Consider the following 16,833-nt stretch of genomic DNA (forward strand, 5'->3'; position numbering starts at 1 on the left):
GTGGGCGAGGGTCAGTCCAGCCCCGCCTGGGCACCCCGGTCACCGCGTCGGGCGGCGCGACGCTGCAACAGGAAGAGCGCAGTTCCCAGCAGCCCCACCACGATTCCCGCCACGCAGACCGGAAGCACATCGTCCCGGAGTTCGCCGCCCACCACCGCCACGACGACGGTCGCCACCACCCACAGACCGGTTCCCACGGCAAGCGCGGGGCGAGGGTCGGCGAGGCGTCGGATGCGGGCTGCGACGAGCTGGGCGGGTTCCACGGTTTGCAGATTAGTTCCTTCGCGCTGCAATAATCGGTTCCCGTTGCGACGCCCCGTACTCGACGAGCGGATTTGTGGACATGGCCGTAGGCACCGACTCCAAGCGAACGTCCTTCCTGGACACCTATTTCAAGATCACCGAACGCGGTTCCACCGTGTCCCGAGAGGTTCGTGGCGGCATCGTCACGTTCTTCGCGATGTCGTACATCGTGGTCCTCAACCCGCTGATCCTCGGTAGCTTCTCCGCCGACGACGCGAGCGCGAAGATCGACGTGATGGGCAACATCCTGCCCATCAACCAGGTCGCCGCCGTCACCGCGCTGGTCGCCGGCTTCATGAGCATCGTCTTCGGTGTGGTCGCCAACTATCCGTTCGCCATCGCCGCCGGCCTCGGCATCAACAGCCTGCTGGCGGTGACCATCGCGCCGCAGGTCACCTGGCCCGAAGCGATGGGCCTGGTGGTCATCGACGGCATCATCATCGTCGTGCTGGCCCTGACCGGTTTCCGCACCGCGGTCTTCAACGCGATCCCGGCAGAACTCAAGGCCGCCATCGCTGCCGGTATCGGCGCCTTCATCGCCATGATCGGCCTCGTCGACGCCGGCTTCGTCCGCCGCATCCCCGACGCCGCCGGCACCACCGTCCCTGTCGGCCTGGGCATCGACGGCTCCATCGCGTCGTGGCCGACCTTCGTCTTCGTCGTCGGTGTGCTGCTCATGGGTGTGCTCGTCGCACGCAAGGTGCGCGGCGGACTGCTGATCGGCATCGTCGCCACGACGATCCTGTCGATGATCATCGAGGCCATCGCCGACGTCGGCCCGTCGCTGGGCACCAACCCCAAGGGCTGGAACCTCAGCACCCCCGACGCCCCCGACTCCTTCTTCGGCATCCCGAACCTGAGCCTCGTCGGCAACGTCGACCTGTTCGGCGCGTTCACCCGCATCGGCGTGATCGCCGCGACCCTGCTCGTGTTCACGCTCGTCCTCGCGAACTTCTTCGACGCCATGGGCACCATGACCGGCCTCGGCAAGGAAGCCGGCCTGGCCGACAAGAACGGCACCCTGCCCGGCATCGGCAAGGCCCTCGTCGTCGAGGGCACCGGCGCCATCGTCGGTGGTGGCGCTTCCGCCTCGTCGAACACGGTGTTCGTCGAATCGGCCTCGGGTATCGCGGAAGGAGCCCGCACGGGCCTGGCCAACGTGGTCACCGGTGTGATGTTCCTGCTCGCGATGTTCCTGACCCCGCTGTACGAGGTGGTCCCGATCGAAGCGGCCGCTCCGGCTCTCGTAGTGGTCGGTGCCCTGATGATCGGCCAGGTCCGCGACATCGACTTCTCGGTGTTCGCTGTGGCGCTGCCGGCCTTCCTGACCATCATGGTCATGCCGTTCACCTACTCGATCGCCAACGGCATCGGCGTCGGCTTCATCACCTGGGTGATCCTGCACGCCGCGAGCGGCAAAATCCGCACCATCCATCCGCTGATGTGGATCGTCGCAGTGCTGTTCGCCCTGTACTTCTCGGTCGATCCGCTCACGGAACTGCTCACCTAGGCAGCCGACGCGTGTTTCGGGCGATGTGACGTATTCTGCACGCCATGATCTCGGATACACGCGCACTCGCCGGTGACCTCTCACTCGCCGTTGTGCGTCTGACGCGTCATCTGCGGGGGAGACGCACCGATTCCCGAGTTTCTCTGACCCAGATCTCGGCAATGGCCACCCTCGCGCAGGAAGGTGCGATGACCCCGGGGGCACTGGCAGCGCGCGAACGCGTCCAACCACCCTCGATGACCAGGGTCATCGCGTCTCTGCACGAACTCGGTCTCGTCGAGCGGACGCCGCACCCGACGGACGGACGACAGATCATCGTGACGCTGTCCGAAGCCGGGAGGGAATTGCTCGCCGACGAGGCGCAGGCACGCGAAGTGTGGCTGACCGAACGGCTCGACAAACTCGATCCCGACTCGCTCGCCACGCTGCGCGACGCCGTCGGAATCTTCACGGCGCTCGTCGCTGAGGACGACTGACCGCACCGCGGTCGATCACGACCGACCGCACCGCGGTCGATGACGACCGACCGCACCGCGGTCGTGACGACCGACCCGGTGCGGGAGGGTGCAGGGCCGCTGGGAGAATGACCCGGTGGTTCACGTCATCGATATCGACGATCCTTCCGACCCCCGGGTGGACGACTTCCGCGATCTCAACTCCGCGGACCGTCGGCCCGACCTTCCCGGTGGCAAGGGTCTGGTGATCGCAGAGGGTGTGCTGGTGGTCCAGCGCATGCTCGACTCCCGGTTCGCTGCGACGAGCCTGCTCGGGGTGAGTCGGCGGCTGGACGAACTCGCCGACGACCTGCGTGACGTCGACGTGCCGTTCTACCGCACCGATGCGGCGACCATGGCGGAGGTCGTCGGCTTCCACCTCAACCGCGGGGTGCTCGCCGTCGCGCACCGGCCCGAACCGCTCTCGCTCGACGACGTCCTCGACAAGGCGACCACGGTCGCGGTGCTCGAAGGGGTCAACGACCACGAGAACGTCGGCTCGATGTTCCGCAACGCCGCCGGACTCGGCGTCGACGGTGTGCTCTTCGGGAAAGGATGCGCCGACGCTCTGTACCGGCGTGCGGTGCGCGTGTCGATGGGGCACGTCCTCCGGGTCCCCTTCGCGCACGTCGACCGGTGGCCGTACGACCTGGATCTGTTGCGCAGCAGAGGATTCCAACTGATCTCCCTGACCCCGGACCCACGGGCGATCCCGCTCGCCGAAGCGATGACGGGGGAAAAAGTCGCGCTCCTGCTCGGCGCCGAGGGGCCGGGCCTGACCGAACATGCGATGCGGGCGACCGACGTGCGTGCCCGGATTCCCATGGCTGTCGGCACGGATTCGCTGAACGTGGCCACCGCGGCTGCGATGGCGTTCTACGAGCGGGTGCGGCTTCCGCGATGAGCCAGGCTCGCGGTCCCGCGCCCACTCCCTGGGCGACGGGGCTCACGCTGACGGCTTTATCCTTCGTCGCCACCGTCATCACCGTCGTCGCCTGCGGGCAGGTGCTCGGCCGGATCCATCCGGCCCTCGCCGTCGTCGTCAATGTCGTGACGGTCGCGGGAGTCGCGCCGACCGTGTGGTCGTGGCTCCGGGTGCAGGTACTGCGCTGGCTCGCCGCCGGTTTCCTGGCCGGTGTGCCGTTCGGCTGGCTCGCGCTGCTCGTGTCCTGAACGAGTTCTGGGTGCGATTGCCGGCGGAAAACCCCCAACCTCCATTGGAGAATTCCGACGAAGCGCACACTCGAGATGTCGGGTCATCCGGAAGGAGCATCATGTCACGCAATGTGCCTGCCGAGCGGGAGGAAATGTCGGTCAAGCAGGGTCTCGCCGCGGGAACGTCGGTCGGTGCCGCAATCATCATGACCTTGATCGGTGCTCTGCAACTGTTGCAGGGAATTGCTGCGGTCGCCGAGGACGAAGTCTTCGTCGCCGGCCAGGAGTATCTGTTCACGTTCGATCTCACCACGTGGGGGTGGGTCCACATCGTTGTCGGTGTCGTGATGGTGATCGTGGGCATCGCGTTGATTTCCGGGGCGACATGGGCGCGCGTCTCCGCAATGGTCATCGCCGCGCTGTCGATCCTGGTGAATTTCATGTGGCTTCCCTACTACCCAGGGTGGGCGCTTGCGATCATCGCCCTCGATGTAGTGGTCATCTGGGCGATCGCGACCTGGAACCCCCGCGCGGTGTACTCCTGACCGACTCGAGCCGGTACCGAATCGCGCCGATTGCGCAAACCGATGTCCTCCACCCATGAACGGGCGTATGGTATATCCGGCCCTCCCCGATCAGAGGGACGGAGGTCGTCATGACTGAAGATGGACCTGCCGAAGCCCGAATCGGACAGTCGTCACGATTCGACGCCGGTATCGATGAGTGGACCGGGGGCCGCGAGTAGTGGCAGTGCCGTAGCGGCACAACGCAAGGGGAAACAGGATTCGAGATCTTCATTCTCCGGTGGTTTCATGGGGGCATCGTCCCGCCATCGGTTCGGCCGAGGAGGTTCGGCTATGGATTCATTCTGGGACTACGTGTGGTACACCGTCGTCGTATTCGCCTTCGTGGCATACCTGATCGTCCTGTTCCAAATCATCGTCGACCTCTTCCGGGATCACTCCGTGTCCGGTTGGGTCAAAGCGATGTGGGTCATCGGTCTGGTGCTCCTTCCGTACCTGACAGCGCTGGTCTACCTGATCGTTCGCGGTCGGGGAATGGCTCTGCGGGCACAACAGGCCCAGGCCGAGGCGAAGCAGGCCACCGACGAATACATCCGGACCGTGGCGGTCGGGAAATCCCCGGCTCAACAGATCGCCGATGCCAAGGCCCTGCTCGACTCCGGTGCGATCACGCCCGCGGAGTACGAACACCTCAAGGCGCAGGCGCTCGGCAACGCCACGACCGGACGTGACGGCGTGCCCATCGCGTGAATCGTCGTCGCGGGGAGGGCGCTGCGGACGGAGTCCTCCCGTGGTGGTCGGCTCGTGCGTTCGACGCCTCGTCGCGTCGAGGAGCAGGCGGTCGAAAGTGTAAGGGTGGCAGCATAACCCGCAGGCACCCTTGTTCCTGAGAATCGGACCGTGACCGTTCCTCGCGAGGATCGGCGCACGGTCGATGTCTCCTTCGTACACGAGAGGATTGTCATGTCACAGGATGTACGCCCCGACCGGGGCGGGGTCAGTGTCAAACAGGGCATCGCCGCAGGCACCTCGATCGGAGCAGCGATCATCCTGGCAACTGTCGGCATCGTCCAGATCTTCCAGGGCATCGCTGCGGTGGCCGAGGACGAAGTGTTCGTCCAGGGCGTGGAATACACGTTCAAGTTCGACTTCACCACGTGGGGATGGATTCACATCGTCCTCGGTGTCGTGATGCTGGTCGCCGGTCTCGCGTTGATGAGCGGTGCCACGTGGGCTCGCGTCACGGCCATCATCATCGCCGCGTTGTCGATCATCGCGAACTTCCTGTGGTTGCCGTACTACCCGTGGTGGTCGATCCTGATCATCGCGTTGGACGCGGTCGTGATCTGGGCGATCTCGACCTGGCAGCCACGCTCCGACTACTACTGACGCGACCGTGCAAGAAAACGGCCGCAACGTCCGGGGTGATCCGGGCGCGAACGTCGCGACCGAAGTTCCCCGATCGCGGGCACGGCGGTGGGCACTGCACCTCACACTTCCCGGGTGTTGGGGTGCAGTGCTTTTCGCGTGCCTGTCGTTCACCCCGTCGTTGCTTCCGCGCGGCGGGATCCTGCAGGGGATGATCTGCGGGATCACTGCCGCGATCGGATACGGCCTCGGCGTGCTCCTCGCGTTCGTGTGGCGCGCCTTCGCCGACCGGCCTCCTCGGTCTCCCAAGGCTGCGTCGTGGTGGATCTTCGGCACCTGCGGGGCGGTCCTCTTCGCGGTCTTCTTCGGGCTCGGCCAGTACTGGCAGCACGAGATCCGTACTCTGATGGGGGTTTCCGAGTACAACCTGGCACTTGCGGTTCTCTCCCCGCTCGTCGCGGTCGTGATGTTCGCTGTGCTGCTGGCGATCGGACGTGGTATCCGCGCCCTGTACCACTGGGCGGCACGGACACTCGACCGGTGGATCGGGCAGCGGGCCGCGAACGTCGTGGGGTGGGTTCTCGTCGCGGGACTCGTGTACGCGATCGTCTCCGGAGTGCTCCTCGCCGGCTTCATCGACGCCGCCAATGCGGCGTTCTCGGCGCGGGACACGAGAACCGAGGAAGGTGTGCAGCAACCGACGACCGCACTCCGCTCCGGTGGACCGGATTCGGTCGTTCCGTGGGATTCTCTCGGGTGGCAGGGGCGGATCTTCGTCGGGCAGGGGCCGACCACCGAACAACTCGGTGAGTTCACCGAAGGTCCTGCCCTCGAACCGATCCGGATCTACGCCGGCCTGGCATCGGCGGACGACACCGAGGATCGCGCGTCCCTCGCTGTCGAGGACCTCACCCGGGCAGGAGGATTCGAGCGGAGCAACCTGGTCGTCGTGACGACGACGGGGAGCGGCTGGGTGGACCCGGCCCTGGTGGACTCCGTCGAGTACCTCACCGGCGGCGACGTCGCGACGGTCGCGATCCAGTACTCCTATCTGCCCTCGTGGATCTCCTATCTCGTCGATCAGTCGAAGGCGCGGGAAGCCGGACGCGACCTGTTCGACGCGGTCTACGACGTCTGGTCGAAGCTTCCCCAGGACGCCCGCCCCCGACTGCTCGTGGCTGGGGAGAGCCTCGGTTCGTTCGGCGGGGAGACCGCCTTCAGCGGCGAGTACGACCTGCGCAATCGCACGTCGGGCACGGTCTTCGCCGGACCTCCGAACTTCAACGTCCTCTTCCGGGAGTTCAGCGATCGCCGGGAGGCCGGCAGCCCCGAGATCGAACCGGTCTTCCGGGACGGCCGCACGGTGCGGTTCACGAACGACCCACAGGCGGAGATCCCGCCGACGGACGAGCCGTGGGAGGGGAGCCGGGTGCTGTATCTGATGCACCCGTCGGACCCGATCGTCTGGTGGAGTCCGCACCTGATCACGAGTGAGCCGGACTGGATCGGCGAAGCCCCCGGCCGCGACGTGCTCGAGGACATGGTGTGGATCCCGTTCGTGACCTTCTGGCAGGTCACGGCCGATCTGCCCTTCTCCACGGGTGTCCCGGCCGGGCACGGCCACAAGTACAGTACCGAGTACGTCGACGCCTGGGCTCTCGTCCTGCAATCCCCGGAGATCACACCCGACGACATCGACGAGGTGAAATTCATTGTCGGAGCAGAGGAGTGACGAGTCCGACCGGGAGCGTCGCTCGACGGCACGTCAGTGCGCCGCGAGTCGCCGCCACCAGGAGGTCTTCGGTGCGGGGACGGAGATCTGCGGGACCGGGGTGCGCAGCGTGAAACTCCAGGTGTCGATGTTCCGCGGGTCGAGTTCGTCGTCGCGGCGCCCGACATAGCGGAACCCGAGCCACGCCCCGTGGGCCTCCTCGACGAGCTTGCGAGGGTGGAAGGGCAGGGACTCCGGGGGAGGGGGTACGTTCGGCGGCCAGCGGAGCGGATGCTCGCCCGCCCAGAACGGCCGCTCCCATACGAACGGGATTCCCTGGTCCTCGAAGAACTCGACGGTGTTCGCTCCGAAGCCGCGGCGCAGCCGGCCGCACTCCCACACGGCGAACGATCCCCACGCACCGGCCGGATCGGATGCCAGCAGGCACGTGCGTTCGGCGGCGGGCGTGCGCAACCACATCGTGGGCAGCTCCGAGGGGTGGCGTAGTGCGAATCGGGGGCTCGACACCACCGTCACACCGGGATAGCTACCGACCCGGAACTGTTCGGCGCCATCGTCCTCGCCGGTGCCCCCGGCGTCGGCGAGCGGTACCCGCGCGCCGGGATCGACCTGGAACTCCGGGAACAGACGCGACAGAAGTGCTCGCGCCGCATCGCGGTCCGGAGAGAACTCGCGCAGCACCGCTACGGGATCGGGTGCGTCGACGTACCAGAGCGTCGACACTGTCGCCGACATCGTCGACGACTTCCTCAGACGCGTCCGTTACTGCGCACACCGAGCAGCACGTCGTCCCACGAGGGGAGCGCGGGCTTGCCGCGCTTGTCCTTCGCGGGAGCCTGCGACGCGCGCGATGCATCGGCGTCGTCGGGCACCGTGACGGCGACGGTGGTCTCCTCGTCGGCGACCGGCTCCGGAGCCGGTTCGTCGGAAGCGGGAGCCTCCAGCTCGATCGGGGCGTGACGGTCGGCGTTCTCCACCTCAGTGGAATCGTCGACGTCGCGCGCCGAGTAGACCGGGGTCAGGTAGCGCAGGGGACGGCCGCAATCGGGATCGACGAGATCGGCGGCAATGTCGTCGAGCGCGGTGATCGTGCCGCCGTGAGCGTCGGGCTGGTAGCGCCAGTGCGCGCGGTTCGTGGAACGACCGGCGTGCCACCGCAACTGCGCGACCCAGAAGCCCTCGTCGTCGCGCCAGGCGTCCCACTCGGCTTCGTCGAGGCTGTGCCCGCGAGCGCGGAAGGCCTGCGTGACGATCTCGTGGAGGGTCTCGACGGCGGGACCGTCGGGGCGGACGGGATGGCCCTTCTTGGCCATGTCGGCGGCCCGGGATCGCTCGAGCAGGACGGGATAGGCGAACCGTTCGACCTTGGCGACCGGGACGCCGGCCTCGTCGGCCACCTGTTCGACCGAGGCGCCGCCGCGGATGCGGGCCTGGATCTCGCGAGGGCGGAGCTGGCTGGTCGTCTCGATCTGGATCTGGCCGAGACGGGCCAGATCTCCGCGAGCGGCCGCGCGCAGGGTGTCGTCGACGGGAATGCGGAACTTGTCCCCCGTCGTGGGATCGGCGAGCACCACATGCTTAGCATCGGGCTCGAGACCGACCACTCGAAGCTCTCGCACCTTGACCTCCTCGCGCCGATCGCGATTGACCCGCCCGACTGTAACCGACCTGGATATTTTTCGTGGCCGGACACGCCGCGCCACGCCGAGCGACATCGCAAGAAATCCGACGCGGCGCGTTATCGTCCAGGGTTCGCCGAAATGTCTCGATGCGAGGTCGAGACTATGACGACAACGGGGCCGGATCCGACATCGGACCCGGCCCCGCTGTGCGGCGTACTCAGAGCTGGGAGACGACCCAGTCGATGCACTTGGTCAGCTGCGTGACGTCCTCGGGATCGATGGCCGGGAACATACCGATGCGCAGCTGGTTGCGGCCGAGCTTGCGGTACGGCTCGGTGTCGACGATGCCGTTGGCCCGCAGGATCTTCGCGACTTTCGCCGCGTCGACGGAGTCGGCGAAGTCGACGGTGCCGACGACCTGCGAACGCAGCGACGGATCGGCGACGAACGGCGTCGCGTACTCGGAGGCCTCGGCCCACTCGTACAGGCGCGAGGACGAATCCTTCGTGCGCGCCACGGCCCAGTCGAGACCGCCGTTGCCGTTGAGCCACTCGATCTGGTTGGCGAACATCAGCAGGGTGGCCAGTGCCGGGGTGTTGTAGGTCTGGTCCTTGCTGCTGTTGTCGACGGCGATCGGCAGCGACAGGAACTCGGGGGTGAAGCGACCCGATTCCTTGATCTCGGCGACACGCTCGAGCGCGGCCGGGCTCATCAGCGCGATCCACAGGCCACCGTCGGCGGCGAAGCACTTCTGCGGGGCGAAGTAGTACACGTCGGTGTCGGAGATGTTCACCGGCAGGCCGCCGGCACCCGAGGTCGCGTCGATCGCGATCAGGGTGTTGTCGGAACCGGCGGGACGCTGCACCGGAACCGCGACACCCGTGGAGGTCTCGTTGTGCGCCCAGCCGATGAGGTCGGCCGACGCGTCGGCGACGATCTCCGGAGCCGAGCCCGGCTCCGAACCCACGACGATCGGATCGCCGATGAACGGGTTCTTCTTCGCGACCGTCGCGAACTTCGACGAGAACTCGCCGTAGGTGAAGTGCTGCGAGCGCTCCCGGATCAGACCGAAGGCCGCAGCGTCCCAGAAGGCGGTGGTGCCGCCGTTGCCGAGGACGACCTCGTAGCCCTCGGGCAGGGAGAACAGGTCGCGCAGACCCGAGCGGACACGGGCGACGACGTCCTTGACCGGCTTCTGCCGGTGGCTGGTGCCGAACACCGAAGCGCCGACATCGACCAGCGATTGCAGCTGCTCGGGACGAACCTTGGACGGGCCGCAGCCGAAGCGGCCGTCTGCGGGCTTGAGGTCGGCGGGAATGATCGGTGACGCGTCTGCCATCGGAATGCGTGTCCTAAGAGTCGAGGGACATGGTGCACAGGCAGTCTAGACCGCCCCCTCGGAGCCTCCGCCGGGCGCTGGTCGGCCCGGCCGAGGAAGAGGCATCAGCGATGCGTGATCGAATCCCAGCCCGTGACCTCGGAGGCAGGGCGCGGATCGGGGCCGGTGTAGATCGCCGCGGGACGCACGAGCTTGCCCAGACGCTTCTGCTCGAGGATGTGGGCGCACCAGCCGGCGGTCCGTCCGCAGGTGAACATCGCGGGCATCATCGCGGCGGGGACCTCGGCGAAATCGAGGATCACCGCAGCCCAGAACTCGACGTTGGTCTCGATCGCCCGGTCGGGACGACGCTCGCGCAGCTCGGTGAGGGCGGCCTGCTCGAGCGCGGCCGCCGCCTCGAAGCGAGGAGCGTCGAGCCGCTGGGCGGTGCTGCGCAGCACCCGGGCGCGGGGGTCCTCGGCGCGGTAGACGCGGTGACCGAAGCCCATGAGCTTCTCCTTGCGGTCGAGGATGCCCTTGACCAGACCGCGCGGATCTCCGGTGCGTTCGGTCTCCTCGATCATCGGCAGCACGCGGGCCGGCGCACCGCCGTGCAGCGGGCCGGACATCGCGCCGACCGCGCCGGAAAGCGAGGCGGCCGCGTCCGCGCCGGTCGAGGCGATGACCCGGGCAGTGAACGTCGAGGCGTTCATGCCGTGCTCGGCCGCCGAGACCCAGTAGGCGTCGATCGCCTCGACGTGCTTGGGATCCGGGTCGCCCTTCCACCGCACCATGAAGCGCTCGGTGACGGTGCTCGCCTCGTCGATGCGCTGCTGCGGCACGGCGGGCTGGTAGATGCCGCGGGCGGACTGCGCCACATAGGACAGGGCCATCACCGCGGCGCGGGCGAGATTGTCGCGGGCCGTGGCGTCGTCGATGTCGAGCAGCGGACGGAAGCCCCAGATGGGTGCGAGCATCGCCAGACCGGCCTGGACGTCGACACGCACGTCGCCGGTGTGGATCGGCAGGGGGAACGGCTCGGCCGGGTACAGGCCGCGACCGAACTCGCCGTCGACGAGCAGGGCCCACACGTCGCCGAAGGTCACTCCCTTCTCGACGAGCTCTTCGATGTCGACGCCGCGATAGCGCAGTGCGCCACCGTCCTTGTCGGGCTCGGCGATGTCGCTCGTGAAGGCGACCACGCCTTCGAGTCCTGCGACGAAATCCTCGGGAACTGACGCGCGCGCTGCCATGACGGTTGGGCTCTCCTCGTTCGAGCACGGCCCGGTCCGAGCCGCGCTGCCGGTGGAATGAGGTCACCGTCAGGTGTGATCGGCGCCCCACTCGGGTCGTCGGAGAACTGTAGCGCCCGTGGTCCGAGCGTCGCTGCCCGGATGCCGGGAGTACCGTCGTCGTTCGTGCCGTCCGATTTCCCGTTGCCGCGCCCCGAGGGTGACGACCTCGCGCGTATGCGTGTCGACTACAGCCCGTCCGGGCCGACCGACGAGTCCTCGGCCGACCGCGATCTCACCCCCGGCGATGTCGCCGAGGGCTGGCTTCCGCTGGTGCGTACGTGGTTTGCGAACGCGGTCGCCACCGCGGTGCCCGAGCCGAACGCGATGGTGCTCGCGACCGTCGACGAGCGCGGCCACCCGGCGACCCGCACCGTGCTGTGCAAGAAGATCGCCGCCGACGGCCTGACCTTCTTCACCAACTTCGAGTCCGACAAGGGCCGCCATCTGGCCGGGCACCCCTACGCGTCGGCGACCTTCCTCTGGCTGCCGGTCTACCGGCAGGTGACCGTCCGCGGACCGGTCGTGCGCGTGCCAGACGAGGAGACCCTCGCGTACTGGCAGACGCGGCCGCGCGGATCTCGCCTGGGCGCATGGGCGTCGCAGCAGTCGCGTCCCGTGGCCGAACGCGCCGATCTCGAGCACGCCCTCGTCGAGGCCGCCGAGCGCTACGAGGTCGACGACGACATCCCGGTGCCGCCGTTCTGGGGTGGATTCCGCATCGTGCCCGAGTCCGTCGAGTTCTGGCAGGGCCGGCCCAACCGGTTGCACAACCGGATCCGGACCCGCCTGGTGGACGGTCGCTGGATCACCGAGCGTCTGCAACCGTGAGGCGCCTGCTCGCCGACACCACACCGCTGCGCAACAAGGACTACGCCCGGCTGTGGTGGGCCGGGATCGTCACCGTCATCGGTGCGCAGATGGCGGTCGTCGCCGTACCCCAGCAGATCTACGAGATCACCCGGAACTCCGCTTATGTGGGGTTGACCGGCGTGTTCGGGCTCGTGCCGCTCGTGGTGTTCGGCCTGTGGGGTGGAGCGCTCGCCGATGCGATGGACCGCCGGAAATTGCTCATCGTTACTTCCACCGGTCTCGGTGTCACGTCGCTGTTGTTATGGGCGCAGGCTGCGATCGGTCTGAACAACGTGTGGGTGCTGCTCTGTCTCTTCTCGGTGCAGCAGGCGTTCTTCGCCGTCAACCAGCCCACCCGGGCGGCGGTGATCCCGCGGTTGCTGCCGGTCGGCCAGATCGCGGCGGCCACCTCGCTGAACATGACGGTCGTGCAGTTCGGGGCGATCGCCGGTCCGTTGTTCGCCGGCGCTCTCATTCCCGTCGTGGGTCTGTCCACCCTCTACCTGCTGGACGCGATCTTCCTGCTCGCCACGCTGTGGGCGGTGGTCCGACTACCGGCGATCCCGCCGCTCGGTGAGGTCACCAAGGCCGGATTGCGCGCGGTCTTCGACGGTTTCCGGTACCTGTCGGGCCAGAAGATCCTGCTGGCGTCGTTCGTCGTCGACATCGTCGCCATGGTGTTCGGGATGCCGCGCGCCCTGTTCCCGCAGATCGCCCACGAGTCGTTCGGCGATCCGGCGCAGGGCGGCTTCGCCCTCGGTCTGCTGTTCGCGGCCATGTCGGTCGGCGCGGTGATCGGCGGCGTCTTCTCCGGATGGCTGCCGCGGGTGCAGCGCCAGGGTCTCGCCGTGATCGTGTGCATCGTCCTGTGGGGCGTGGCGATGGTCGGCTTCGGTGTCGCGGTGTGGTGGGCCGAGCCCGACGGCAGCGGTCTGCTGCTGTGGGTCGCCCTGTTCTTCCTGGCGTTCGGCGGGGCGGTCGACATGGTGTCCGCGGCCTTCCGCTCGACGATGCTGCAGACCGTCGCCACCGACGAGATGCGTGGCCGCTTGCAGGGCGTGTTCATCGTCGTCGTCGCGGGCGGACCGCGCATCGGCGACGTGCTCCACGGCGCCGCCGCAGCGGCCGCAGGCACGGCCGTCGCGGCTGCCGGTGGCGGCGTCCTCGTCATCGTCGGCACGCTCGTGTGCGTCGTCGCCTTCCCGGCCTTCGTGCGCTACCGGGTCTCACGCACTCTCGGATGACGCGCCTGCGGAGTCGCACGGCAAGGGAGCACGCAACTCCGTGACGGCGATGCGCGCGGCCTCACCGATCGCTGCATCGACGACCGGCAGTACGGGATCAGCCAGGCCACGCCGGGCACCGAGCCGGGCGGTGAGGTCGACATCCCGAAGTGGATACCGGCGGGCGCTGCGGTGGTCGGCCGGCACGATCAGCCATCGCCGGAGTTTGACCACCGGGCCGGCCTCGAGTCCTTCGGTCAGAGCCGGATGCTCGACGACGGCGAGATCGCACATGCCCGAGCGGACGGCGTCGACGAGTTCGACCGTGCTCGCGGAACGCGTCGCCACCGTCGCCTCACCGCGTCTGCTCAGAACGGTGACGCACAGGGTGACCAGGCGATCGGGTAGTACGCGGGTGGCACCCCAGTGCAGAAGACCCCGGGCGCGGGCGACGCGCCCGGCCTCGGCGAGGAAACGATCGGCGTCGTCGACGAGGAGACGAGCGCGGGGGAGCAGCTCCGCTCCGGCGGGCGTGAGGACCGCTCCCTGCCTGGTGCGATGCACGAGTTCGGAACCGAGATGCTGTTCGAGTTTCCGAAGTCCTTGTGACAGAGGAGGTTGCGTCATGTCGAGCACCGCCGCGGCCCGGCCGAAGTGTCCTTCCTCCGCGACGGTGACGAAGAACCGGAGGTGGCGGATCAGGTCCATGGCAGGGGATTCGATCAGCACGGGCGGACGATTCACCGACCCGGCGTGTCGCGCGGCCGGATCCCGTCCGTCGTCCCCGCCTCCAACAGCGGCGATAGTTCTTCCGACTCGTGCGGACGGCGGGTGGGTATTGGCGGGGCGACTCCCGTCGGTGGTGTCCTGTCGGCATGACTTCCACCGATTCACTTCTCCGGAAAAGATTGTCGCGCAGGGGTTTTCTCCACTCCACCCTCGCCCTGTCCTCCGTCGCCGCCGCGGCGGCCTGCGGGTCGCCGGAGGGTCCGGTCGCCAGGGGGCCGTCGACGACGGCCGATTCGGTACCCGGCACACATCTGCTCGCCGCCGGTGTCGACGAGCGTCTCCGGGAGATCGAGGACCGCTACGCCGTGCGGCTCGGTGTGGTCGCGCAGTCGCCGGTGACCGGGCGCGTCCACACCTATCGGGCCGACGAACGGTTCGCGATCTGTTCTCCGTTCAAGGTTTACGCCGCCGCCGCGATCCTGCGACTCGAGGCGGAAGGATCCCTCCGTCTCGACGAGACCCTCCCGATCGACCCGGAGGACATCGTCGTCAATTCGCCGGTGACCTCGGAACATCAGGGGCGCGTACTGCCGATCGACCGGCTGTGCGAGGCCGCGCTCACCCGCAGCGACAACACTGCCGGAAACCTGATGCTCCAACGGATCGGCGGACCCGGGGCCGTCACCGCCTTCGCCCGTTCCGTCGGGGACGAGACCACCCGGCTCGACCGCTGGGAACCCGAACTCAACGAGGCGGCACGGGGCGACGAGCGCGACACCACCACCGCTGCCGGACTCGCTCGCGGCTTCCGGGAGGTGCTCCTCGGCTCGGGGTTGCCCGCGCCGCAACAGCGGACACTGCTCGGCTGGATGCGCGCCACCACCACCTCGGACACTCGGATCCGCGGGGGATTGCCGCCGGGATGGACGTCGGCGGACAAGACGGGCGGGGGCAATCACGGGACGGTGAACGACGCCGGGGTGGTGTGGTCGCCGGACGGGCAACCGCTGCTGCTGGCGATCCTGTCGGACTCGACCACCGGCGACCCCGACGCACCCCTCGAGGGCGCGCCCGTCGCGGAGACCACCGCCGTGCTGGTCGACGCACTCTTCGCCGTGCCGTGAGTACAGTGACCGGCGTGGGGCGCCGGATACGCGCAGATCCCCGCGTAACGACCTTGGTGAGACCCGGGTAGTATTGCCGCAGGTTATCGGCGTGTGCCGGCCTTGCGGCGCAGTCGCGGAGGGTGCGGGCGAGCGTTCGGAACCCACATGGACGACATACCGATCGGGGACTTTCGGCGGACCCTGCCGCAGCGCATACCCCGCGCTACGGCTAGGTTCTACGTGAATGTCCGGAAGTTTCTCGTAGGTCTGAGCTTGAGAGGGATCCTTCGTGCCCGCTGAGAATGACACCAACCCCACCCTCAGCTACCCCGGTGGCGAACACACGATGTCGATCGCCAAGGCGACGGAAGGCAATGACGGTATCGAGCTGGGCAAGCTCCTCGCGGCGACCGGGTACACCACCCTCGACCCGGGTTTCGTCAACACCGCCTCCACGAAGTCGGCGATCACGTACATCGACGGCGAGAAGGGCATTCTGCGGTACCGCGGATACCCGATCGAGCAGCTCGCCGAGAAGTCGACGTTCATCGAGGTCAGCTACCTGCTGATCTACGGTGAGCTGCCGACTGCGGAGCAGCTCGAGGTCTTCACCGACAAGATCCGCCGCCACACCCTCCTGCACGAGGATCTCAAGCGGTTCTTCGACGGCTTCCCGCGCAACGCGCACCCGATGCCCGTCGTGTCGAGCGCGGTCAACGCCCTGTCGGCGTACTACCCCGACTCCCTCGATCCGGACGACTCCGAGCAGGTCGAGCTGTCGACGATCCGTCTGCTCGCCAAGCTGCCGACCATCGCGGCCTACGCCTACAAGAAGTCGGTCGGTCAGCCCTTCCTCTACCCCGACAACTCGCTGTCGCTGGTCGAGAACTTCCTGCGCATGACCTTCGGCTTCCCAGCCGAGCCCTACGAGATCGATCCCGAGATCGCTCAGGCGCTCGACATGCTGCTCATCCTGCACGCCGATCACGAGCAGAACTGCTCGACGTCGACGGTGCGCCTCGTCGGTTCCTCGGACGCGAATCTCTTCACGTCCATCTCGGGCGGCATCAACGCACTGTGGGGCCCGCTGCACGGCGGCGCCAACCAGGCCGTGCTCGAGATGCTCGACGGCATCCACAAGTCCGACGGCGACGTCAAGGACTTCGTCCGCAAGGTCAAGAACAAGGAAGACGGCGTGAAGCTCATGGGCTTCGGGCACCGCGTCTACCGCAACTACGACCCGCGGGCCGCGATCGTCAAGAAGACCGCCGACCGCATCCTCAAGAAGCTCGGTGCGGGCGACGAACTGCTCGAGATCGCCATGAAGCTCGAAGAGGCCGCCCTCACGGACGACTACTTCATCGAGCGCAAGCTGTACCCGAACGTCGACTTCTACACGGGCCTGATCTACCGTGCGATGGGCTTCCCGGACCGCATGTTCACCGTGCTGTTCGCCCTGGGTCGCCTGCCCGGCTGGATCGCGCACTGGCGTGAGATGCACTCGGACCCGACCCTGAAGATCGGCCGTCCGCGTCAGATCTACACCGGTTACACCGAGCGCCCGTACACGTCCCTCGAGGAGCGCTGAACCCTCGGAGCGACCGG

General features: G+C 67.6%; 18 protein-coding genes. 12 read left to right on the forward strand and 6 right to left on the reverse strand.

The window, feature by feature from the left end:
* Positions 1-11: 11 nt before the first annotated feature.
* Positions 12-263 (reverse strand): DUF2530 domain-containing protein, encoded by a 252-nt coding sequence (locus BO226_RS00620; RefSeq protein WP_006551670.1) that lies wholly within the window; start codon positions 261-263, stop codon positions 12-14.
* Between the two features lie 80 nt (positions 264-343).
* On the opposite strand from BO226_RS00620, the gene BO226_RS00625 reads away from it, so the two are divergent.
* The 8 genes from BO226_RS00625 to BO226_RS00660 all read left to right on the forward strand — a co-directional run bounded on the left by BO226_RS00625 (position 344) and on the right by BO226_RS00660 (position 7,086).
* Positions 344-1,813, forward strand: a complete 1,470-nt coding sequence (locus BO226_RS00625; protein WP_064255988.1) for an NCS2 family permease — start codon at positions 344-346, stop codon at positions 1,811-1,813.
* A gap of 44 nt (positions 1,814-1,857) precedes the next feature.
* Positions 1,858-2,289 carry a MarR family winged helix-turn-helix transcriptional regulator gene (locus tag BO226_RS00630; protein WP_071934412.1) on the forward strand — a complete coding sequence of 144 codons (432 nt, stop codon included), beginning with the start codon at positions 1,858-1,860 and terminating at the stop codon, positions 2,287-2,289.
* A 115-nt stretch (positions 2,290-2,404) separates the two neighbouring features.
* Positions 2,405-3,211 carry a TrmH family RNA methyltransferase gene (locus BO226_RS00635; RefSeq protein ID WP_024103089.1) on the forward strand — a complete coding sequence of 269 codons (807 nt, stop codon included), beginning with the start codon at positions 2,405-2,407 and terminating at the stop codon, positions 3,209-3,211.
* The gene (locus BO226_RS00640) at positions 3,208-3,480 is read left to right on the forward strand and encodes a DUF2537 domain-containing protein (protein WP_019289927.1); all 273 of its coding nucleotides are present in this window, start codon (positions 3,208-3,210) and stop codon (positions 3,478-3,480) included. The genes BO226_RS00635 and BO226_RS00640 overlap by 4 nt, the downstream gene beginning before the upstream one ends.
* A gap of 101 nt (positions 3,481-3,581) precedes the next feature.
* A complete protein-coding gene (locus BO226_RS00645; RefSeq protein ID WP_071934413.1) occupies positions 3,582-4,007 on the forward strand; it encodes a DUF7144 family membrane protein in 426 nt (141 codons plus the stop codon).
* Between the two features lie 312 nt (positions 4,008-4,319).
* Entirely contained in the window at positions 4,320-4,736 is a 417-nt protein-coding gene (locus BO226_RS00650) for an SHOCT domain-containing protein (RefSeq protein ID WP_019289925.1), read from the forward strand.
* Positions 4,737-4,949: 213 nt separating this feature from the next.
* Positions 4,950-5,375, forward strand: a complete 426-nt coding sequence (locus BO226_RS00655) for a DUF7144 family membrane protein (RefSeq protein WP_071934414.1) — start codon at positions 4,950-4,952, stop codon at positions 5,373-5,375.
* 127 nt (positions 5,376-5,502) lie between these two features.
* Complete coding sequence (locus BO226_RS00660; RefSeq protein ID WP_041803552.1) at positions 5,503-7,086, forward strand: alpha/beta hydrolase; 1,584 nt, start codon at positions 5,503-5,505, stop codon at positions 7,084-7,086.
* 33 nt (positions 7,087-7,119) lie between these two features.
* Here BO226_RS00660 and BO226_RS00665 read toward each other — a convergent pair whose 3' ends face one another.
* From BO226_RS00665 to BO226_RS00680, 4 genes are all read right to left on the reverse strand, one after another.
* Positions 7,120-7,821 (reverse strand): DUF6928 family protein, encoded by a 702-nt coding sequence (locus tag BO226_RS00665; RefSeq protein WP_006551661.1) that lies wholly within the window; start codon positions 7,819-7,821, stop codon positions 7,120-7,122.
* 14 nt (positions 7,822-7,835) lie between these two features.
* Positions 7,836-8,705, reverse strand: coding sequence for a septation protein SepH (sepH, locus tag BO226_RS00670; protein WP_197481813.1), 870 nt, complete (start codon positions 8,703-8,705; stop codon positions 7,836-7,838).
* 220 nt (positions 8,706-8,925) lie between these two features.
* Complete coding sequence (gene serC / locus BO226_RS00675) at positions 8,926-10,047, reverse strand: phosphoserine transaminase (RefSeq protein WP_006551659.1); 1,122 nt, start codon at positions 10,045-10,047, stop codon at positions 8,926-8,928.
* A gap of 104 nt (positions 10,048-10,151) precedes the next feature.
* Entirely contained in the window at positions 10,152-11,279 is a 1,128-nt protein-coding gene (locus tag BO226_RS00680) for a citrate synthase 2 (protein WP_019289920.1), read from the reverse strand.
* A gap of 183 nt (positions 11,280-11,462) precedes the next feature.
* Between BO226_RS00680 and pdxH the strand changes: the two genes are divergently transcribed.
* Both pdxH and BO226_RS00690 read left to right on the forward strand, forming a co-directional pair.
* Positions 11,463-12,149 carry a pyridoxamine 5'-phosphate oxidase gene (gene pdxH, locus BO226_RS00685; RefSeq protein WP_198040643.1) on the forward strand — a complete coding sequence of 229 codons (687 nt, stop codon included), beginning with the start codon at positions 11,463-11,465 and terminating at the stop codon, positions 12,147-12,149.
* The gene (locus tag BO226_RS00690) at positions 12,146-13,414 is read left to right on the forward strand and encodes an MFS transporter (RefSeq protein WP_006551656.1); all 1,269 of its coding nucleotides are present in this window, start codon (positions 12,146-12,148) and stop codon (positions 13,412-13,414) included. Before pdxH ends, BO226_RS00690 begins: the two co-directional genes overlap by 4 nt.
* Here the strand turns inward: BO226_RS00690 and BO226_RS00695 are convergent.
* On the reverse strand, positions 13,397-14,122 hold the full coding sequence (locus BO226_RS00695) for a LysR family transcriptional regulator (RefSeq protein WP_442977167.1): 726 nt from the start codon (positions 14,120-14,122) through the stop codon (positions 13,397-13,399). The genes BO226_RS00690 and BO226_RS00695 overlap by 18 nt on opposite strands.
* A 146-nt stretch (positions 14,123-14,268) precedes the next feature.
* On the opposite strand from BO226_RS00695, the gene bla reads away from it, so the two are divergent.
* Positions 14,269-15,246: a class A beta-lactamase gene (bla, locus tag BO226_RS00700; protein WP_232238028.1), complete on the forward strand. Its 978-nt coding sequence runs from the start codon at positions 14,269-14,271 to the stop codon at positions 15,244-15,246.
* A 271-nt stretch (positions 15,247-15,517) separates the two neighbouring features.
* Positions 15,518-16,816, forward strand: coding sequence for a citrate synthase (locus tag BO226_RS00705; protein WP_006551650.1), 1,299 nt, complete (start codon positions 15,518-15,520; stop codon positions 16,814-16,816).
* Positions 16,817-16,833: the final 17 nt, after the last annotated feature.

Source organism: Rhodococcus sp. 2G (assembly GCF_001886355.1).
In the GTDB taxonomy this organism is placed as follows: Bacteria; Actinomycetota; Actinomycetes; order Mycobacteriales; family Mycobacteriaceae; genus Rhodococcus; species Rhodococcus pyridinivorans.